General features: G+C 74.2%; 12 protein-coding genes. 1 reads left to right on the top strand and 11 read right to left on the bottom strand.

Translation table 11 applies throughout. From position 1 onward, the window contains the following. The 9 genes from AB0P17_RS11850 to AB0P17_RS11810 all read right to left on the bottom strand — a co-directional run. Positions 1-395, bottom strand: a 395-nt coding sequence (locus AB0P17_RS11850; protein ID WP_365809925.1) for a condensation domain-containing protein, incomplete at its 3' end; no start/stop codon positions are given. 21 nt (positions 396-416) lie between these two features. Then, a complete protein-coding gene (locus tag AB0P17_RS11845; RefSeq protein WP_365809923.1) occupies positions 417-1220 on the bottom strand; it encodes a phytanoyl-CoA dioxygenase family protein in 804 nt (267 codons plus the stop codon). Between the two features lie 158 nt (positions 1221-1378). Further along, positions 1379-3205, bottom strand: coding sequence for a hypothetical protein (locus AB0P17_RS11840; RefSeq protein WP_365809922.1), 1827 nt, complete (start codon positions 3203-3205; stop codon positions 1379-1381). Between the two features lie 74 nt (positions 3206-3279). After that, positions 3280-8856 carry an amino acid adenylation domain-containing protein gene (locus tag AB0P17_RS11835; protein WP_365809920.1) on the bottom strand — a complete coding sequence of 1859 codons (5577 nt, stop codon included), beginning with the start codon at positions 8854-8856 and terminating at the stop codon, positions 3280-3282. Positions 8857-8896: 40 nt separating this feature from the next. Next, positions 8897-9103 (bottom strand): helix-turn-helix transcriptional regulator, encoded by a 207-nt coding sequence (locus AB0P17_RS11830; RefSeq protein ID WP_365809918.1) that lies wholly within the window; start codon positions 9101-9103, stop codon positions 8897-8899. Between the two features lie 172 nt (positions 9104-9275). Further along, positions 9276-10115 carry a hypothetical protein gene (locus AB0P17_RS11825; RefSeq protein WP_365809917.1) on the bottom strand — a complete coding sequence of 280 codons (840 nt, stop codon included), beginning with the start codon at positions 10113-10115 and terminating at the stop codon, positions 9276-9278. Then, complete coding sequence (locus AB0P17_RS11820) at positions 10099-10767, bottom strand: phosphopantetheine-binding protein (RefSeq protein WP_365809915.1); 669 nt, start codon at positions 10765-10767, stop codon at positions 10099-10101. The genes AB0P17_RS11825 and AB0P17_RS11820 overlap by 17 nt, the downstream gene beginning before the upstream one ends. 40 nt (positions 10768-10807) lie before the next feature. Continuing rightward, on the bottom strand, positions 10808-11617 hold the full coding sequence (locus AB0P17_RS11815) for a class I SAM-dependent methyltransferase (protein ID WP_365809913.1): 810 nt from the start codon (positions 11615-11617) through the stop codon (positions 10808-10810). A 2-nt stretch (positions 11618-11619) separates the two neighbouring features. Further along, positions 11620-16380, bottom strand: coding sequence for an amino acid adenylation domain-containing protein (locus AB0P17_RS11810; RefSeq protein WP_365809912.1), 4761 nt, complete (start codon positions 16378-16380; stop codon positions 11620-11622). A 347-nt stretch (positions 16381-16727) separates the two neighbouring features. On the opposite strand from AB0P17_RS11810, the gene AB0P17_RS11805 reads away from it, so the two are divergent. Beyond that, positions 16728-18599 (top strand): amino acid adenylation domain-containing protein, encoded by a 1872-nt coding sequence (locus AB0P17_RS11805; RefSeq protein WP_365809911.1) that lies wholly within the window; start codon positions 16728-16730, stop codon positions 18597-18599. A gap of 117 nt (positions 18600-18716) precedes the next feature. Here AB0P17_RS11805 and AB0P17_RS11800 read toward each other — a convergent pair whose 3' ends face one another. Both AB0P17_RS11800 and AB0P17_RS11795 read right to left on the bottom strand, forming a co-directional pair. Continuing rightward, a complete protein-coding gene (locus AB0P17_RS11800) occupies positions 18717-19745 on the bottom strand; it encodes a Gfo/Idh/MocA family oxidoreductase (RefSeq protein WP_365809909.1) in 1029 nt (342 codons plus the stop codon). A gap of 31 nt (positions 19746-19776) precedes the next feature. Beyond that, positions 19777-20727 (bottom strand): aldo/keto reductase, encoded by a 951-nt coding sequence (locus AB0P17_RS11795; RefSeq protein ID WP_365809908.1) that lies wholly within the window; start codon positions 20725-20727, stop codon positions 19777-19779. Positions 20728-20729: the final 2 nt, after the last annotated feature.

Raw genomic sequence — 20729 nt, 5'->3', positions numbered from 1 at the left:
CCTCTGCCTCCACGAGGTCGAGGAGTCCCGCGCGGCGGGCGTGATGGGCGTCCCACGGTCTCCACCTCGGGCGGGGCGTCGAGCACGATCTGCTCGACCTCTTCCCCCGCCGTGCGGAAGACGGTCCGCAGCGCCGCGTGCCGCAGGCACAGCCGCTCCAGGGCGCGTACGAGCGCGGGCTCGTCCAGGTCGCCCTCGATCCGCCAGGCCGACGCGACGTTGTACGCGGCGCTGTCCGGGCGCATCGTCTGCGCCAGCCACATCCGCCGCTGCCCCCGGGAGAGCGGGCCACGGCTCCGGTCACGACGCGGCGCCGCGCCGTCCTCGCCGGGCCGGGTGAGACCCCGCTGGGCGAGCAGGGCGGCGATCCGTTCCTCGCGACTGTCCACACTCATGGCGGGCGTCCTCTCCAGCCGCTAGACGCGCGGGAATCCGGCGACGAGCGCGTCGTCGTCAACGGTCAGGACCGGGTCGGGGATGCGGCTCGCGAGGAACCCGGGTCGCGGGTCGGGCACGTCGCGCAGCCGGTTCTCCACACTGTTGTAACTGATCAGCACCATCGTCCTGTTGTCGGGTGACATGTTGGGCCCGGAGCCGTGCAGGATGCTGCTGTGGAACAGCAGCACGGAGCCCGCCGGGGCCTTGGGCGCCACGATGCCCCGCTGCTTGGCTGCGGACGCCAGCGCCTCCACGCGCAGCGAGTACTTCAGTTTCGACGTCAGGGTCCCCGTCCAGTCCGCGTCGCGCGTGTCGACGGCGCACAGCCCGTCCCGGTGCGACCCGGGGACGAACATCAAAGGGCCGTTGAACTCGTCCACGTCGTCCATCAATATCGCCGCGCTGAGCGCCCGGTCGGTCGGCATTCCGTCCTCGTCACGCCAGAACCGGTAATCCTGATGCCATTCCCACACCTCACCCACGAGAGCGAGCTTCGCGTTGATTTTGAACTGGAACACATGGACATCACTGCCCAGCAACTGACGTGCGGGCTCGACCAGCCGGGGAAGCCGTACCAGCGTACGGAACACGGAGTTGGTCTCATGGACACCGTGCACCCCGCGCACGACGCCGCTGCCCTCCTCCAGCACCCGCCGGGGCGAGTCCTCGGCGAAGACCACCGGGAGTTCTCCCCGCAGCACGTCGAGTTCCGCGCGGTCCACGTACCGGGGCAGCAGAAGGTAACCGTCCTCCTCGTACCGCTCCACCTGTTCCTCGGTCAACAAGGGAAAGCCTGCCTCTCTGCTCGGAGGTCTCTCGTGCCTTCGCAGGATTTCAAGGACGCCGACGGGCTGTTGAGTCACGGAAAAACGGGACTTGACACCGCCGGGGAATTCGGGTGGGGGCGAAATGCCTTCCGGAGCGGGGCGGGACCCGCGTATCACTCCAGCTCATCCGGCGCGACGGTGAAGTAGACGCGGCTCACGGCGATTCCCAGGTCGTGCACCGCGAAGGGCAGCAGACAGTACAACTGCGGTACGGCGTCCCGTTCGATCTCGACCGTGAACTCCGCCCGCGCGGGCTGCCCCGCGAACACCTCCACGCGCCGCAGCGTCGGCCGCACCCGTACGCGAATGGTCGGCGACGGCACGATGCCCAGGTTCACCGTCCCCGCGCGCCGCCCGACGGCCTCGACCCGCACCGTCACGCTCGTCCCGGGCGCGCCGCCGAGCGGTGCCCCGACGCGCAGCAGCGGTGCCCCGGCCAGCGCGTTGTACACGTCGCCGCACCGCGCGCAGACCCCGCGCACCGTGTCCGTCACCTGGGGCACCACCCCCCGGTGCAGATAGCCGTCCAACGGGCCGCCGCACGCGCACGCCGCGTCGAGGACGGTCCGCTCCGCCGCGACGCTGCGCTCCCCGAAGTACGTCGAGAAGTCGAACACCGGGTCGTCGCGGTGCTTGGCGAACCGCTGCGCCAGCGCCAGGTCGAGTGATGTCACCTCCTTCGCGACCGCCGCGAGGGCCGCCTCCCGCTCCGGGGCGGAGCCCGTCACCGTACGCACCGTGTCGCGCAGCACGGTCTCCGCGAGGGGGCGCAGACGGGGACGCAGCGGGTGGTCCCGTGGCGTCAGCCCGCTGTCGAGCAGACCCGACAGCCGTCCCCCCACTTCACGCAGGTACGACTGCGCGGCGGCGCGGCCCTCGCCGCCGTCCCCGCCGGGCGCCTCCGGCTCGTCGGCGGCGGGCGCCTGGAGCCCCACCTGGACGAAGGCGGGGTACGGGTTGATGTCGGCGAGCCGGTCGTTGAGGGACCGTGCGGCGCTGCCCCTGCCCGGCGCTCCCAGCCAGGCGAGGAGCTCCGGGCGCTGCGCGTCGCACGCGAAGAGGGTGGCCACGACGGTCTGGGCCGTGCCGTCCACGGCCGCCAGCAGGCCGAGGTACTTCGGGTCGTACGCCCCGTGGCCGGCGAGCGGGCCGCTGAAGCAGTTGGCGAGGACGAGTTCGGCCGCCCGCACCGCGCGCGCCGGCACCAGCTTGTCCTCCGGCTTGACGCATCCGAGACCGAAGGCGCACTTCGGTCCCTGCCGACCCGGCGCCCGCTCCCCGGCCGGGCTGAGGCCGCACACCGTGAACTCGCCCAGGTGCAACTGGTCCTCCGTGCCGTTGCCGTGGAAGAACAGACGGCGCCAGACCCGGTCGAGGGCGAGCCCCTGGATGTCGCGGTGGCGTATGTCGTCGGCGCCGAACCACTCCACGCCGGGCACGGGCGACGCCGCGTCCAGCGCGGAGAACATCCCGACCGGACCCCGGGCGTCCGGTGCGGCGTACTGCTTGGCGATCATCCAGCTCACGCTGTGCGCGTCACGTCCTGTGAGCAGGAAGAGGTTCCGCGACGAGCGGTGCGTGGCGTCGACCAGGGGCCGCAGCGCCCCGGCGGTCAGCTGCGGGTACGCGCCGACGACCAGCACCGAGCCGGACCCGGGGAGGTCGGCCACGTCGGTCACCCAGCTCCGGGCGAGAGGGCGGGCAGCGCGCAGGACGGGCTCGGGGAGGGCGTCGCCGAGGACGACACCGGTGGCGCACGGCCGGACCGCGCGCCGCGCCACGTAGACGTCCTCGGCGAGCGCCACGCCCTCCAGCAGGTCGTCCCGCGTCCCGGTCCACACCGGCACGGGTGACGTGACGGAGTCCGCGAACCGCGTCACCGCCGCCCCGTACTCGGCCGGCGACGCGCAGGGCAGGAAGACCGCCTCGGCAGAACTCATGGAATGCCTCGATTTCTCAGCGACAGCGGAAGTTCTCAGCGACAGCGGAAGCCGGCGGACGTCAGGGGCGGGTGTCAGGCGCCGTCCGTGGCGTGCTCGATGACGTATTCGCGGCACAGCTCGCGCAGATCCTCGGCGTGCACCTCGCGCCAGCCGGCCGGCACGGGCGGGCCGCTGGGCCACACCGCGTGCCGCCCCGCCCCGTTCTCCACCACCCGGAAGGTGGCGTACTCGTCCTCGTACGGGTCCTCGGGCCAGGGCTCGGCGAGTACCTCCACCCGGCCGTCCGGGCACCGTCGCGCGGCGCGGGCCGCGCGCCACATCCGGGCGCCGGGCCGCCGGTAGGGGTCGGGGAGGAACCGCTCCGCGGTCTCACCCGGCAGCTCCGGATAGCCGGAGGCCACGCCCGCGCCCGCGACACAGAGCGCGCCGGTGCCGCCCGGCGCCACCGGCCGCAGCGCGGCGTCCAGCACATACACGTGGTGGTCCGGCGCGACCCGCACCTCCCCGTCGGTGCCATGGACCCGTACCAGGCGCGCCTCCTCCGGCCCGCCCCGGTGGACGAGGCGCAGCCCGAGGGCCCGGGCGGCGCGGACCAGAGCGGGATCGGGGTCGTACGCGTCACCGGTCACGGTGAGGGAGCGCAGCGCCTCGGGGCACGGGCCGCGCGCGGCGATCCCCTCGCAGAGCCGGAGCGCGGTGTCCTGCCCGGCCATCACGTCCTGCGCCCCGGTCTCCGTCAGCCAGGCGGCGAGCCCCGGCGGGTCCCCGAGCGCGCGCGGGCGGGGGACGAACACGGTGTTGCCCGCGGCGAGCGCCGCGAGGAGGTCCACCGCCCCCGCGGTGCCGCCGTACGTGCCCTCGGCCAGCCAGGCGGCCCGCGCGCCCGGCAGGGTCCCCCGGCGGTACGCCGCCGCCGCGGCCACCCGCCGCGCGCCGATCCGGCAGTCGCCCGCGACCGCCCCCGCCTCGGCGCGGAAGGCCAGCCCTTCCTCGGCCCGGCCGGCGGCCACCAGGGCGGCCACCCGGTCGACCGGGGAGGCGAACACGGACGGCGGTTCACCGGGACCGGTCTCCCGCCCGGCCGGCCCGGCGCCGGTGGCCACGGTTTCTCCGGCCTGGCACGCCAGTTCCGCGTAGGTGGCCACCGTCCCGGCCGGTCCCGCGACGCCGGCGCGCACCAGCGCCGGGGTGCCGGGGGCCTCGCGGATCGCCGCCTCCAGCAGGCGCCCCGCCGTGCCCGGATCCAGGGGCCGCTCCTCGCCGTTCCACTGCCTCTGCGCCTGTTCCAGAGCCGCCGGGGGGATCAGATCGAGGCGGCCGACGGGCCGTTCGGGGTCGTCCATGGCCGAGTCGAGAAGGGTGATCCACGCGTCGACCAGGCCGGCCGCGGTCTCCCCGGCCACCGCCGCGCCCCGGAAGAAGGCCGTGACGCCGATGCCCTCGCGTGCGCCGGTGTGGCTCTGCTCCACCGTCAGCACCAGGCTCAGGTCGGCCCCGTCGCACGGAGCGGGCGGCGGCTCGGCCGCCGCCTCCACCCCCGCGGCCTCGGCGGGCGGGACGGCCGGCCGCCACAGGGCGAGGGCGACACCCCCCGGCAGGGCCGGCTCCGCGTCCGGCCGCAGGCACGCCCGTACCACCGCCTCGTGGGTCCGCCGGACGAGCACGCCGAACGACGGGTCGTCCGAGGCATCGATCCGCAGGGCGCGCGCCGTGGTCAGCGGTGCCACCGCGCGGCGCGTGGCCGGGCCGCCGGGGCGCGCGACGGGGACTGTGGTGACGATCGGGCCGTCGGCGCCGTGCCGGGTGAGGAGCGCGGCGATCGCCGCGTGCAGCAGCGTGGACAGGGTGGTGCCGTGCTCGGCGGCGTACGCGGCGAGCCTGCCGTGCAGCTCGGCCCGGATACGGGCGTGGTGGACGCCGTGCCCCGGCGCGTCGCCGTCCGGCCGGCCTCCGGCGGCGGGCAGGGGAGTGGGCCGTACCGCGTCCGCCGCCGGGAGACGCCTCCCGGTCTCCGGCCCGAGCGGGGGCAACGGCTCCCAGCGCGGCGCGTGTTCGTTCACCCGGGAGCGGTACGCCTCCAGCAGGTCGGCGCCGAGCGGCGCCGGCGACCAGGCGTCGGCCAGCCACGGGTGCAGCCGGACCAGCAGCAGATGGTCGTCGGGACCCATCGCGTGCAGCTCGGCCCGCCACGGAGAGGTGGTGCCGTACGGATCGGGCAGTGACCGGCCCGCCGCGCGCAGCACATCGGAGACGCGGGTCCCGGACGGTGCACGGACGACGGGCAGATCGACGCGGACCGCGTCGGCGGCGCCGGTCGCACGCTCACCGCCACCGTCCGGCCCGTCGGCGGTGAAGGTGGCGCGGAGCATCTCGTGGCGCCGTGCCACATCCCGCAGCGCGGTCCGCAGGGCCTCCGCGTCCAGGGGGCCCGTCAGCCGCAGCGGCAGCAACCGGCAGACGTCACCGTCCGGCCGGGTGCCGGTCTCCGGCCCGGGCGGTGACGCCGCGCGCGGCCAGGCGCCGTCGGGGCGGGGAGCCCGGACGGACTTCCCGCCGAGGAGCGTGGCGAGCGCGGCCGGTGTGGGTGCCTCGTACAGCGCGCGCCCGCCGGGGTCGAGCCCGAGGGTGCTCCGCAGCCGGGAGAGGAGCCGCGCGCCGGCGAGGGAGTGGCCGCCGGACAGGAAGAAGTCGGAGTCGGCGTGAAGGTCGCGCCCGGGCGTGCCGAGGGTGTCGGCGAAGAGGTCGCACAGGGTCTCTTCGAGGGGGGTCGCGGGTGGCAGTCCGGGCGCGGACTCGCGGCGAACGGGCTCGGGCAGCGCGTGGCGGTCCACCTTGCCGTTGGCGGTGAGCGGCAGGGCGCCCAGCGTCGTGATGGTGGCGGGGACCATGTAGTCGGGGAGGTGTTCCCGCAGGTACCCGCGGAGCACGAGAGCCGGGTCGACCGTACGGTCGAAGGCGGCCGGGGTGTTGGCGCAGTCGCCCGGCGTGCGGGGGTCGTCCTCCGGGGTGAGGAACACGGACGTCAGCGGGCCCGGCGGCAGACGCCGGGGGTCGAGCAGCACCATGTCCAGCGATCCGGTCTCCGCGCCCTCGGTACCCGGCGCACCCGACCAGGTCGCCAGGGCGCGGTACCCCATGCGCTCGGCCAGCGCGCACAGCTCCTCCGGGTCCGCGGCACCTCCGGCACCGACGCCGGGGGGTGATGCCAGGGCCGCCCGGGCCTCGGCGGCTCCCGCGCCCGCGTCGAGCGTGGCCATGGCCGCCCGTTCCCCCGCGGTGCGCGCGTCGGGCACGCCGGTGACACGGAGCCGGGCCGGCCGGTGTTCCTTCAGGTGGCGGGCCAGTTCCTCCGCGTCGGCGATGTCCGTACCCCAGGCGGCCCGGGGCGCCTCCCGCAGATCGGCGGCGGGCTCGGCGGTGCCCAGCACCGCGTCGAAGCGGTAGCGCGTCAGTTCGTTGTGGCAATGGCCGCGCTTGACGCGGACGTCCGTGGACCGGATACCGGTCAGGTCGCGCGCCAGGATGGCGAAGAAACCCGGGTCGAGCAGCAACTCGGTCTCCACGGTGACCCGTTCGTGGATCTCACGGCGCACGGCTTCCGCGTCCCGCGCCGTGCCGCCACGGGCCAGGGTCACTCCGGTCTGCAGGGGATGCTGCAGCGCGGCGTTGCGCAGGTCGCCGAGGAACACGGAACCCCCGGGGGCCAGCAGCGGCAGCACGCCCTCGATCACGGCGCGCAGGTAGCCCGCGTCCGGGAAGTACTGGACGACCGAGTTGAGCACGACCGTTGTGAAGTGGCCACGTGGCAGCCCCTCGGTGACATGGGCCGCCTGGCGGCGCAGGGTCACCTTGTCCCGCAGTACGGGCCGTTCGCACAGCCGGAGCCGGAGCGTGTCGAGTACGGTCCCGGAGAAATCGGTGGCCCAGTACTCGTCGGCGCCGGGCGCCAGACGCGCCAGGAGGAGGCCGGTGCCGACCCCTATCTCCAGGACGCGTCGGGTGTCCAGTTCGCGGATGCGCGCCACGGTGGCGTCGCGCCACTCGCGCATCTCGTGGCGGGGGATGGGCGCGCTGTCGTAACTGCTGTTCCAGCCGACGAAGTTCTCGCCGAAGTCGGCCGCGTCCGGTTCGCTGTAGAGCGTCTCGTAGATCTCGTGCCACTCGGCCGTCAGCGCGTCGGCGTCCGAGGTTCCCGGCGCGGAGGGCACGACGTACGCGGCGAGGCTCTTGTCACCGGCGGGCGTCCGGCGCGGGACCACGGTGGCCCGGGCGACGCTCGGATGCCGGGCGAGCACCGCCTCGATCTCGCCCGGCTCGATGCGGAAGCCGCGCAGTTTCACCTGGTGGTCGACGCGGTCCTGGAAGACGAGGGCGCCGTCCGCGCGCACCGTGACCCGGTCTCCCGTGCGATAGAGCCTGCCGACACCGCCACCGCCGTCGCCCGCTGCGTTTTCGCCGCTGCCCGCAGGCCCGTCGGCGTCGGCCGTGCCCTCGGTGGTGGTGGCCGGGTCGGGCACGAAGCGTTCCGCGGTCAGGGCGTCCTGGCCCAGATAGCCCAGGGCGAGGCAGGGGCCGCCGAGGTACAGCTCCCCGGTGCCGCCGGGCCCCACCGGCGAGCCGTGGTCGTCCAGGACGCGGGTGACGGTGGCACCGATGGCCCCGCCGATGGGGATGGGCCGGGTGGTGTCGTCGTGCTCGCCGATCTCGTGCCAGGTGGCGAAGGTGGTGGCCTCCGTCGGCCCGTAGACGTTCAGCAGCCGGGCCGGGGGAGAGGCGGCCAGCACCCGCCGTACCGTACGGGGATCGCACACCTCGCCGCCGAAGAGAAGGGTGCGCAGCGGGGCGAAGGCCGACGGCCGTTCGTTCGCGATCTGCTGGAAGAGCGCGGTGGTCAGGAAGAGCACGGTCACCCCGTGGTCGCGCACCGCGGCCTCGAAGGCGACCGGGTCCATGACGACGTCCTTCTCCAGCCCGACGACCGTGGCGCCGGCGCACAGCGTGGCCCAGATCTCGAAGGTGATGGCGTCGAAGGCGGGGTTCGCCGCCTGCGCGACGTTGTCGTCCGCCGCGATGCGGACGTAGTCCGTGGAGGCCACCAGGTCGAGCACGGCGCGGTGCGGGACCACGACGCCCTTGGGCGTGCCGGTCGTCCCGGACGTGTAGCACACGTACGCGGTCGCCCCGGGTCTCACGGGCACCGGGGCGAACGCGCCGTCGCCGCGCGCGATGTGCTCGGCCGCGGTGTCGACGGCGATCACGGCCGGGCCCGTGCCCGCGTGGGCGTCGGCGAACCGGGACAGGGTGACGACGGCCCGCGCCGCGCAGTCGCGTGCGATCAGCCGCCGCCGCTCGGCCGGGTGGCCGGGATCCAGCGGCACGTAGGCGGCCCCGGCGCGTACGACCGCCAGGAAGGCCACCACCAGGTGCGGGCCCGGTGGCAGACAGAGGACGACGTGGTCCCCGGGCCGCACGCCCCGCGCCGCGAGGTGGGCGGCGAGCAGCGCGGCCCGCCGGTCCAGCTCGCGGTACGTGAGCGTGGCGCCCTCCGCCGGATAGGTCACCGCTATCGCGTCGGGTGCCGACTCCGCGAACCGGCGGACCGCCCCGGCAAGCCCTGTGAAACTCCTGGATTCACCACTCTCAGGCATACGCGCGCCACCCTTCCCCGTTTATTCGCCCGGCCGCACCTCACGCGGCGGCGGAGCCGCCCATGTCATTCGTTAAGGAAATCCCGAGGCGGACGATATCCGCGTGCGTTTCCACTTCGCATTTCTGGCGCACTCTCCGGATGTACGTATTGACGGTATGTACGCTGATCCCCAGCCTGGTGGCGATCTGACTGTAGGTAAATCCCCGGGCGACGTACTTGACGACCTGGAGTTCCCTGGGTGACACGTTCAGGGCATTTACGCATACCCTATTTTCGGATTTACTCGCCGGCTTGTGCAACGCACATTCCCCCTGTTGCTCATCGGTAAATCGAGTTCGGTCAACCCTCGATGGATGTCAAATATAGGGCACGTGACCCGCCCTCGCCATTTTGCGACCTCTTGACTTTCCTGCCGGGTTATGGTTGGTGGCCATCGGTCATTTCCGGTGGTGATATCAGTTCGTAAATGGTCCGGACCACTCCGGGGTCGCGCAGAAGATCTTCCTGACTTACCGGGAAGCGGAATTCCCGCCCGGTGCTCCCGCCGGTCACGCCCGCGGAGAGCAGTGAGACCGCCGATGCCCAGCCGGGTCCCGGCCCGAGGTGCCGCGCCGCCGAAAGATATCCGGTGTAGGAGCGGAACAGCCTGGTGAGCTGTTCGGCGAAGTCACCGCCGACTCCCATCCGCGCGAGGGCGGTCGCGTACGCCTCGCGGTACAGGGCGACGAACGCTTCCGCCGCCTTGTCGAAATCGTCGCCCGCCGCGTCGCGGATCCGGCCGATTCCGCGCAGCAGTCCGTCCCGCTCCTCGTCGCTCACTCCGTCCATCCCGCCCACCGCCCTGCGGATGTCCCGGTCGAGGCCGGCCACGCCGGGCACTTCCGGGTCGAGGAGCAGCAGCACCGGGCGCTCGCCCTGCCGGCGTTCCACGATGTCCGCCAGACGCGAGGCGAACACGCCCCCCGCGCAGTAGCCGAGCACCGCGCGCACCGGCCGGGCGGCGGGCCCGTACGCCACCTGACCGGCCCATCGTTGCAGGTAGCGCCGCGCCCTGTCGTCCTCCGGTCCCGTGGCGGGCGCGTCGGGCGGGGGCACCGCCTGCTGCACGTCGAACGAGCCCGGCAGCAGGCCGGCGAGTTCGGCGAACGTCGCCTCGCGCCGCCCCGTCGCGGCGAAGTCCACCGCGAGCACCACATCCCCGTCGGCACCGGCGACGAGAGGGGACCAGGCGGGCCCCGTGTCATGGCTGCCCGGCATCCGTCCCCTCCCCGTACACCTCGGCGGCCACGGCCACGATCTCGGCGAAGTGGGGCACCTCCGCCGCGCGCGCCTCGACGGCGTCCGCGAGCGCGGCCACGGTGCGGTGGCCGAACAGGGTCGCCACCGGCAGCTCGATGTCCAGGACGGCCTGGACCCGGGCGAGGACCCGCACGGCGCGCAGCGAACTCCCGCCCAGCGTGAAGAAGTCCGCGTCCACCGGCGGCACGGGTGTGCCGAGCACGTCGGCCCAGATCGCGGCCAGCCAGCGCTGAAGATCGCCCGAGGGTGCGGCCGCGGCCCGGTCGGGCGCGGCGGCGTCGTCGGGCCGCTCGCCGGTGTCCGCCGGGACCGCATCCTCCGACGGCGACGACGGCGACGACGGCGACAGCGACGACAGCGACGACGGCTCCGCGACCGGTACGAAGCGCAGACACACGGTCTCGTCCGGAAGTATCCGCGCGGTGTGGGCGCGCAGTTCCGCCTCGTCGGGCGGCGACCCGGGCTCAGGCACGTAATAGATGGTGAGCTCGGGATGGATGGTCGGCTCGGGGCCGGTGGTCTCCCGCGGCGCCGTGCCGCCCGCCGTGAGAAGGTCCTCCAGCGCGTCGAGCTGAGAAGGGGAGAGGCCGGCGATTCCGGGGAAGGACACTCCAGTTCCTTTCTGCTGCTGCCACTGCCGGTGTCACTGCTCAGCGGGTCGCGGTCACGACGGTCATCCGGTCCGTCCACCAGTACTGACAGTCCGGCGGGGGCCGGAGCCCGTCCACGACCTCCACCGCGAACGAGGAGAAGTACCGCAGCAGTCCGCGCTGATGACGGCGGCTCAGCGAGTCCCGCTCATTGGTGTAGTACGTGAAGACCCCGCCGGAGCGCAGATGGGCGGCGGCCTCGCAGAAGAACGCCTCCGCCACCGTGCTGTCCCGCAGCACGTACTGGTCGAACTCGGCCTCGCTGGTGGGGAAGGCGTCCCACAGGATGCCGTCGAAGTCGCCGAGGTGCGGCAACGCGGCCTGCCAGTGCCCCCGCAGCAGCTCGATGTCGGATCCGGGGCGCTCGGCCGCCCACCTCCTGGCCTTGTCGAGCACACCGTCGTTGTACTCCACGATGGTGTGCGAACGCACCCCCTGTTCCTCGATGAAGGTCGCCGACAGCCCGAGGCCGAACCCGATCTCCAGGATGTCGCCGTGGGAGGCGGTCACACGCTCCGCCATGCGGTGCATGAGCCGTTCCTCCCAGTCCTGCATCACCTGCTGGCCCTCGATGATGAGCTGGTCGTCGTGGTAGTCGGCCGCGCTCTCGTGCCAGTTCGCGTGGATCTCGCCACGCGTGGTGCCGCCGATGAAGTCGGGCGCGATGACGTCGAGATGGCGCAGCTGCTCGGCCAGTTCGTCGACGGCGCGGTGGATCACCCAGCGCCGCTGTTCCGCGCGCGGCGCGTCGATGAAGGCGTCCCGCCGGATGTCGAGATCCACGGCGAAGTCCTTGTAGCGGCGGAGCATGGTCACCTTCCGGTCGGCGGGGTGGTGGGGAGGGCGTCCGCCCCGGTCACCGCGCGCAGCGCGGCCGCGGCCAGTGCGGGCGGTGCGGCGGCCAGGAGCGCGGCCGTCCGCTGCGGCCGGGTGGCGTCGGCCGGTGTCGCGGCCACGGTGGCGGACCGTACGCCCGGATGGCCGGCGAGGTGGGCGGCGATCGGGCCGAGCCGTACCCGGACGCCTCGGAGCGTGGCCTGGTCGTCGGCCGTGCCGCACAGCTCGATGCCGCCGGACGGCCGCATCCGCGCCAGCTCACCCGTCCGCACCAGACGGGCGCCGGCCGGCAGTTCCGGATGGCGGCTCTCCACGAGACGCCGCCGGACGAGGGCGGTGCTCGTCACACCGCCGGTCCCGTCGCCGTCGTCGTCGGCGGTCAGGCAGAGTTCGCCGAGAACGCCGTGGGGCACCGCTCGGCGCCGGTCGTCGACGACGACGGCCGAGCTGTCGCCGACGACGAGTCCGCGGCTCTCCTCCGGGCCGCCGGGCAACGTCCTGACCAGCGCGGCCAGTCCACCTCCCGGGTCCGTGTGCAGGTGGTACAGACGCGCGGCCGGTGCCAGTGCGGCGAAGCGGCGCGCCGCCTGCTCCCGGGGAGCCTCACCGGTGGTGATCACGGTCCGCAGCCCCGCGAGGGTCTCCGCGAGACCGGGCTCGGCCGACACCTCGCCGACCAGTCCGGCCAGCGTGCTCGGCAGGAGGAAGAGCGTGTTCGCGCCGTCCCGGGCCAGCGCCGTCGCCAGCGCCCTCGGATCGGTGCGCGCACCGGGGCCGGGCAGGACCGCGGTACCACCGTGCGCGAGCGGCCACAGCAGCTCCCACACACCGTGTGCGCGGGCGGGCGGTGTCGCGTGCAGGACCGTCGGCGCGTCCGTGCCGAAGTACCGTACGGCCCACCCGGTGTGGCGGGCGAACGCCCGGTGTGCGACGACGGCCAGGTCGGGCGGGTCGGCCGGCCCCGTCGCGCACACCGCGTACATCGGGCGCCGCTCGTCGCCGATCTCGTCCGCCGCGTACAGCGGGGTGGCCGCCGTCCCGTACGGCTCACGCGGGCCCGGCCGCGACCGGTCCCCGACGGCCAGCGTCCGGGCGCCGGGCGGCAGGGCCGGGGTCCCCGCGCCCTCGGCCACGACGGCGATCGGGCTGCCCGTACGCGCGACGACGTCCGCGACGCGCCGCCGCGGCCAGCTCGGGTCGACGGGCACGAAGGCCCGCCCCAGGCTGTTCACCGCGAGCATCGCCGCGACCAACGCGGGCCCCTCCGGGAGCACCAGCGGTACGAACGCCGCCATCGGCGCCGCGTCGCGCAGCCGGGCGCGGACCTCCTCGACGAGCGCGGACAGCGCGCCGTATGTCACGCACCGGCCGTCCGCGACGAGTGCCGTGCGCTCCGGCCACCGCCGGGCGGCGGCATCGAACCGGGCGGCCAGCGGCGCCCGCTCCTCCGGCCCGAGGTCCGGGGCGCCGGCCGTGGCCAGCGACCGGTCCGCCGGGCGCGCGGCGTCCATGTCCCGCACCCGCAGATCCGGGTCGGCGACGACCTGGTCCACCAGCGTCAGGAAGCTCGCCACCATGCGCTCCGCGGTCTCCGGGCCGAACACCTCGGCGCAGTACCACAGTCGCCCGCTCAGCGTTCCGTCGTCGCCGTCACCGACGGCCAGCGTGAGGTCGAGCGCGGAGGACCGTACGGGCACATGCGCGGGCCGGACCTCCGCGCCGGACAGCCGCAGCGAGCCCCGCTGCTCCTCGTCCATCACGAACAGCGTCTGGAACATCGGGTTCCGGGTCGCGGACCCGTGCCTGCCGACGGCACGGGCGATCTCGTCCACCGGGACGTGTCCGGCGGCCTGCGCGGCCAGTGTGCTCCTGCTGACGCGGCGCACGGCCTCGGCGAAGGTGGGGTTGTCCGTCAGCCGCGCCCGCACCGGAAGGGTGTTGACGAAGAACCCGATCAGCTCCTCCAGCTCCTCCGTGTCACGGTTGGCGGCGGGCACGCCGACCGCCAGGTCGTACGTTCCGCTGTAGCGCGCCAGCAGCACGGAGAACAGCGTGAGGAGGGTGTGGTAGCGGGTGGCCCCCTCTCGCCGGGCGAGGGCCGCGAGGGCGGCGGCCTGACGGCGCGGCACGGTGAAGCGCCGCTCGTCGCCCGTGCGGGTGGGCCGCTCCGGCGGAAGCAGGTCGGCGGGCAGGGCCGGTTCGGGCAGCCCCGCCAGATACTCCCGCCAGAATCCGAGCCGCTCCGTCACGCGCCGCCGGGACGCCGGGTCCGCCTGCCAGCCGCAGAAGTCCAGATAGCGCGCGCCGAGCGGACGCGGCGCGAACGGCGTGCCGTGCAGGGCCGAGGTGTACGCCTCGCTCAGTTCGTCGAGGAAGAGCCCCGCCGACCACTCGTCGAACGCCACGTGGTGGACGGCGAAGGCGAGGAGGGCGCGCCCCTCGGCGCACTCGACCACCGCAGCGCGCAGCACCCGGCCCGCCCCGAGGTCGAACGGGCGCGAGACGAACGCGGCCAGCACACCGTCCGCCGACTCCAGTTCCTCCCGGACGGTGTGCGGGACGGAGGCCGTCTCCACGGGGACGTCCGGTGCGACCACGACCTGGCTCAGCCGGGCGCCGTCGAGCCGGACGGCCGTACGCAGCGGCTCGTGCCGTGCCGCCACCGCCCGCAGCGCGGTGCGCAGCGCGGGCACGCTGACCCCGCCCGTGACCTCGAAGGCGAGCGGGATGTGGTAGGCGGCGGACTCGGGCAGCAGGCGCTGGAGGAACCACATCCGCTCCTGTCCGGACCAGCACGGCCCCTCGTCCCGCGCCGTGCGCGGCAGCCGGGGAGGGCCGCTCGCGCCGTCGCGCCCGCTCTCCTCCGTCACCGCGCCCGCCGCGACGAGGGCCGCCGCCAGAGCGGCCACCGTGGGGTCCTCGAAGAACCGGGCGACATCGACGGCCACGCCGTACCGTCCGCGCAACCGGGTCAGCAGCTGAAGGGCGAGCAGGGAGTTGCCGCCGAGGTCGAGGAAACTGTCCCCGGCCGTGATCTCCTGGTCGCCCAGCAGCTCCCGCCAGGCGGCGGTGACCGCCGCCACCGCCGCGCGACGCGCCTGCCCGGCGCCCGGAGGATCGTCGGCGGCCCCGGCACCCTCGGCGGCCCGGGTGGCCGGCAGATCCTCGGCGGCCCCGGCGGTGACCGCGCTCCCCGGCGGGCGGGCCGACGCGCCGAGCGTGCGCGGCGCGCCACCGCCGTGGGAGTGCACCACGTACCGCTGCGGGCAGGCATAGCCCGGCAGCCGCTCCGCCGCCCGCCCGCTGAGTGCCCCGACGAGCCGCTCCGCCGCCCCGGCGGCCGCCGTGCCGACCACCTCGGCGACCAGCAGCTCCCTGCCGTCCGGCCCCGGCTCCGTGGTCACCGCGACCTTCTCGACTCCGGCCACCTCGGCCAGCACGCCCTCGACCTCCCGCGGCTGCACCGTGAAACCCCTGATCTTCAGGCGGGTGTCGATGCGCCCGGCGAAGCGGAAACCGCCGTCGGTGAGGGCCACCGCGCGGTCCCCGGTCGCGTACATCCGGGCGCCCGGGCGGTCCGCGAACGGGTCGGGCGGAAAGCGTTCCGCCGTGCGCGCCGGCTGTCCCGCGTAGCCGCGGGCCGCGGCCAGTCCGCCGACGTACAACTCTCCCGGCACGCCCGGCGGCTGCGGACGCAGCCGCGCGTCGAGCACATAGGCGCGGACGCCGGACAGCGGCCGGCCGATCACACCGCTGCCCACCGGGTCACCGGGGGCGAGGGGCCCTTCCACGACGGAGGTGATGGCCTGCTCCGTCGATCCGTACATGTTGAACGTGCGGCACCCCGGCCCCGCGACGGCCCCCCACCGGGCGATGTCGTCGGCGGCGACCTCCTCACTGCCGACCGCGACCACCCGTACGCATCCCGGAGGCGGCGGCACGTCCCCCGCCTCGACCGCCGACAGCCACGCGGTCCAGAAGGAGGTCGGCAGATCGAGGGCGCTGACCTGGCATTCCGCCAGGAACGCGGTGAAACGCACGAAGTCGCCGGCGGTCGCGGGATCCATCAGGACGAGCGCGGCCCCCGCCGTCCACGCGCTGAACGCCTCCTCCAGTGTGATGTCCACGCCGAGCGGGGTGAACTGCAGCACCCGGTCCGCCGGGGTGAGCTCCCAGCGGTCGGCCAGCCGGGCACAGGTGTTGGCCAGCGCCGCGTGCTCGGTCAGTACACCCTTCGGCGCCCCGGTCGAGCCCGAGGTGAACACCACATAGGCGAGGTCGGCGCCCGTCCCGGCCCACCGGGACACTGGCGCCCGGCGCTCCACCGCCGCCTCCTCCGCCGGGAGCACCACGGACAACCCGGCGTCGCGGGCGAGGCCGGTGTGCTCCGCGTCGACGAACACATGGCGCAGGCCCGCCACTTCGGCGACGTCCGCGATACGGGCCGGCGGCCACGACGGGTCCAGGGGCACATACGCCGCACCGCTGCCGAGCACCCCCAGCACCGTGGCCAGGAAGTGCGGGCGGCGCGCCCCCAGATAGCCCACGGGCAGCTCCGCGCGCTCGGCGGGGGTGCCGAGCGCGCGCACCGAGGCCGCGACGGAGTCCGCCATCGCGCCCAGCCGCTCAAAGGACAGATCACCGTAGGCACCGGTGACGGCCACGGCGTCGGGATGTGCCGCGCGCCGCGCGGTGAACGCCTCGCACACGGACGTCCATGCCCCCGAACCGACCACTGCGGTCTCCTCACATCATCCGATGGTTGGTCACATGCGGTTATTCATCACGGCTTTTCATTGTTCGAGGATTACTACGCAAAGCTCTCGCCACTCCGCTAGACAGATTGACCGAAGGCCGCTGCGCACACCATTCACCAGAACCTGTGACTTGACAGATATGGGTGCCATCGATCTAGTTCCTTCCGGTACGACGCACCGTTGACAGCCCCCCACCCCTGTGGCAGCTTCGGCACATCGCGGCTCCGCCCTCCCACCACATCTGCGACACACCGTCCTGCCGTACGCGCGGGGAAACTCCCCGCCGGCGCGCACGCGGTGTCCTGCCCCGTTGGGAGCGCCGAGAGTTGTCACCGTCATCCGCCGTACCGGCCACCGCCCGCGTTCCGTGGCACGGCTCCCCCCGCCGGCTCCCCCCGGTCACACTCCCCGAGCTGTTCGAGGCACAGGCCGCGGCCACCCCCGACCGCACCGCCCTGGTCTTCGAGGGGAGCGGGACCCGCTACGACCGGCTCGACGCCGACGCCAACCGCCTCGCACACCTCCTGCTGGCGCGCGGCGTCCGCCCCGGTGACCGGGTCGCGGTCGCGGTGCCGCGCTCCGCGGACCTGGTCGTCGCGCTGCTCGCGGTGGTCAAGAGCGGAGCGGCGTACGTACCGGTCGACACCGACCACCCCCGCGACCGGGTCCGCCACCTGCTGCGCGACTGCGCACCCCGCGCGGTGCTCACCACGACCCCGGCCGCCGAGGCCCTGGACGTGCCCGACGGCGACGGAGTCGTCGTTCTGGACGATCCGCACACCACCGCGTCGTTGGCGGCCCTCCCCACGTCCTCGCCCGCCGCGCCGGGACGCGGAGCGCCGCCCGCTCCCGGCGATCCCGCCTACGTCATCTACACGTCAGGATCCACCGGCCACCCCAAGGGCGTCGTGGTCCCGCACCGCGCCGTCGTCAACCGCCTGCTGTGGATGCAGGACACCTACCGGCTGGAGGCCGACGACCGCGTCCTGCAGAAGACCCCCGCCGGCTTCGACGTGTCGGTCTGGGAGTTCTTCTGGCCCCTGATCACCGGCGCCACACTGGTCATCGTCCGGCCCGGCGGACACAAGGACCCCGGCCACCTCGCCCGGCTCATTCGCGCCGAGCGGGTGACCACCGTCCACTTCGTACCGTCCATGCTGCGGTACTTCCTCCAGTCGCCGGGCGCGTCCGGCTGCGACACCCTGCGCCGGGTGTTCTGCAGCGGCGAGGCCCTCCCGGCCGACCTCGTGGAGCCCTGCCTTCGCGTCCTCGGCGCCGACCTCCACAACCTCTACGGCCCCACCGAGGCGACCGTCGACGTCACCGCCTGGCACTGCCTCCCGGGCAGCGGCGCCGCCTCCGTCACGGTCCCGATCGGCAGACCGGTGTGGAACACCGGCGCCTACGTCCTCGACGGGGCGCTGTGCCCGGCCGCCCCGGGCGGCATCGGCGAGCTGTACCTCGCGGGCGCCCAGCTCGCCCACGGCTACCTCGGCAGGCCGGGGCTGACGGCGGAGAGCTTCGTCCCGGACCCCTTCGGAGCGCCGGGCACCCGGATGTACCGCACCGGCGACCTCGCGGCCTGGCACGGGGACGGGTATCTCCTCTTCCACGGGCGCGCCGACCACCAGGTGAAGGTGCGCGGCTTCCGTATCGAGCCCGCCGAGATCGAGGCGGCGCTGACCGCGCGTCCGGAGGTCGGCCAGGCGGTCGTCGTCCTGCGCGAGGACCGGCCGGGCGACCCCCGTCTGGTCGCGTACGTGACCCCCGGCCCCCTGACCGCCCGGCGCGACGGGCCCGACACCGCTCTCCTGCGGGACGCGCTGACGGCCCGGCTGCCCGACTACATGGTGCCCGCGGCGTTCGTCACCCTGGACGCGCTGCCGCTCACCCCCAACGGCAAGCTGGACCGGCGCGCCCTCCCGGCGCCCGGGAGCCCCGCCCCGGCCCGCGCCGGCCGGGAGCCGCGCACGCCCGAGGAGCGCACGCTGTGCGCGCTGGCCGCCGAGATCCTGGGCGCCGACGGCCTGACCATCGACGACAACTTCTTCCATCTCGGCGGGAACTCCCTGCTCGCCGTCGGCTACGCCGCGGGCATCCACACCGCGCTGGGCACGCCGATCGAGGACGTGAGGGTCTTCTTCGAGGCGCCGACCGTCGCCGAGCTGGCCGCACGCCTTTTCCCCACAGCGGGCTGAACACACCGCACACCGCACACCGCACACCGCACACCGCACACCGCACACCGCACGCCCGCCGACGCGCGGCGTGCGTGCGGCGAGCGTGCGGCAGGCGTGCGGCGCGTGGCCCGTTCGCTACCGGGCCCCTGCGAGCGCCTGTTCGATGATCTCCAGCGCGCGGATGCTGTCGGCCGGGTCGACGGGCAACGGGCCGCCCTCCCGCAGAGCGGCGGCGAGCAGACGGTAGAACGCGCGGTAGTCGCCGGCCCGCAAGGGCACGGCCGCCGCACCGTCGGGGCCTTCCACGACGGCGGTCCGTCCGTCCTCGTGCACCCCGAACCCGGCTTCGCCGGGCTTCCGCCCGGCGATGGACTGCGCTTCCTGCGGGTCGAGGCCGTCCGAACGGAAGACGGCCCGGGAGCCGCTGACCCGGAACCGGGGGCGTGGCGCGGGCGCCACGGCGCTCATCCACAGCCGCGTCCGCACACCGGAGACGTGCCGCAGGGTGAGGAAGGAGTCGTCGTCGCTGAAGCCGCCGGGGCGCCGGCGGTCGAGTTCGGCGTGGACCTCGGTGATCTCGCCGAACAGTTGCAGGGCCTGGTCGATCAGGTGCGGTCCGAGGTCGTAGAGGATGCCGCCACCCGCGTCGGGGCCCGTGAGGTCCTTCCAGCCGGTACCGACCCGCGGGTTCCACCATGTGAAGGCGGAGTCGAACTGGCGGACCTCACCGAGCCCGCCGCCTGCGACGACCTCGCGGAGCGTGAGGAAATCGCCGTCCCAGCGCCGGTTCTGGAAGACGGTCAGTACGCGTCCGGCCGCCTTCGCCGCGGCCGCGACGGCGCGTGCCTCGGCGGAGGTGACGGCGATGGGTTTGTCGACCACGACATGCGCCCCGGCCTCGATCGCGGCACGGGCGAGCGGCGCGTGGCTCTCGTTCGGGCTGCCGATGACCACGAGGTCGAACTGGTCCGCCCTGGCGAGGAGGGTGTCCGTGTAGGCGAGTACGTCGGTCTCCGGGTACGTGTCACGGGCGGCCCGGGCCCGCTCGGGTGATCCCGTGACGATCGCGTCCAGGGAGTAGCGCGGGTCCGCGGCGATCAGCGGCGCGTGGAAAACGCGCCCCGCGGTGCCGAAGCCGATGACGGCGGTGCGAATGACGCTCATGGCGTGGTCCTTCCTTCGTGTCGGTGGGCGGTCATCGGGGTCCGACGCCGGCCGGAAGCCCGGCGGCGATCTCGTCCACCGCGTCGAAAAGCCCCGGCGGGATGTCGAGTTCGACCGCCGCGACGCTCTCCGCGATCCGTGACGGACGCGAGACCCCCACGACGGTGGACGCGATCCGCGGGTCACGGGCCGAGAACTGGACGGCCGCGGCGGAGAGCGGCACGCCGGCCTCCCGGCAGAGATCCTCGATCCGGCGGATCGCGTCGAGCAGTTCCTCGGACGCCTCCCGGTATCCGTACCGGCTCGACGCTCCGGTGCCGGCCGCCAGGATCCCGCCGCCGAACACCGCGGCGTTGACCACCCCCATGCCGCGCTCGACCGCGGAGTCGATGAGCCGGTCGGCCGTACGGTTCACGAGGGTCCACCGGTTGTGCGTCAGCAGTACGTCGAAGTGGCCGGTCTCCACGTAGGCGCCGATCGTCGCCGTGTCACCGCCGGCCACCCCGATCGCCCGTGCCACTCCCCGGTCCTTCAGCTCCCGCAGGACCTCGACGGGGCCGCCGGGCGCGGTCGCGGCGGCGAACGTCGTGTTCTCGGGGTCGTGCAGATACAGCAACGGCACCGTGTCGACGCCGAGACGGCGCAGACTGCCCGCGATCGCCCTGCGCATCTGCTCGCCGGAGAAATCACCGGTGTCCAGATCACGGGTGATCTTCGTGGCGAGCAGATAACCGTCGGGCAGACCGCCGACCTCGGCGATGGCCGTTCCGATACGCCGTTCCGATTCCCCGCGGCTGTAGGCGCAGGAGGTGTCGATTCCGCGGATCGGTCCGGTCAGCGCGGCGACGGCGGTCGCCACTCCGTCCTCGGCGCTCACGTCGTAGCCGAAGTTCGAGGGCATCGAGCCCAGCGGCGCGCCGCCGACCATGAGAGGGGTTACGGGGAGCCCTGTGGCACCCAGGGTCCGGGGGGTCCAGCGCACGC

Source organism: Streptomyces sp. NPDC088124, assembly GCF_040685895.1.
Lineage (GTDB): Bacteria > Actinomycetota > Actinomycetes > Streptomycetales > Streptomycetaceae > Streptomyces.
Note: the sequence above shows the minus strand (reverse complement) of the source record. Positions and strands in the feature narration are given on the sequence as shown.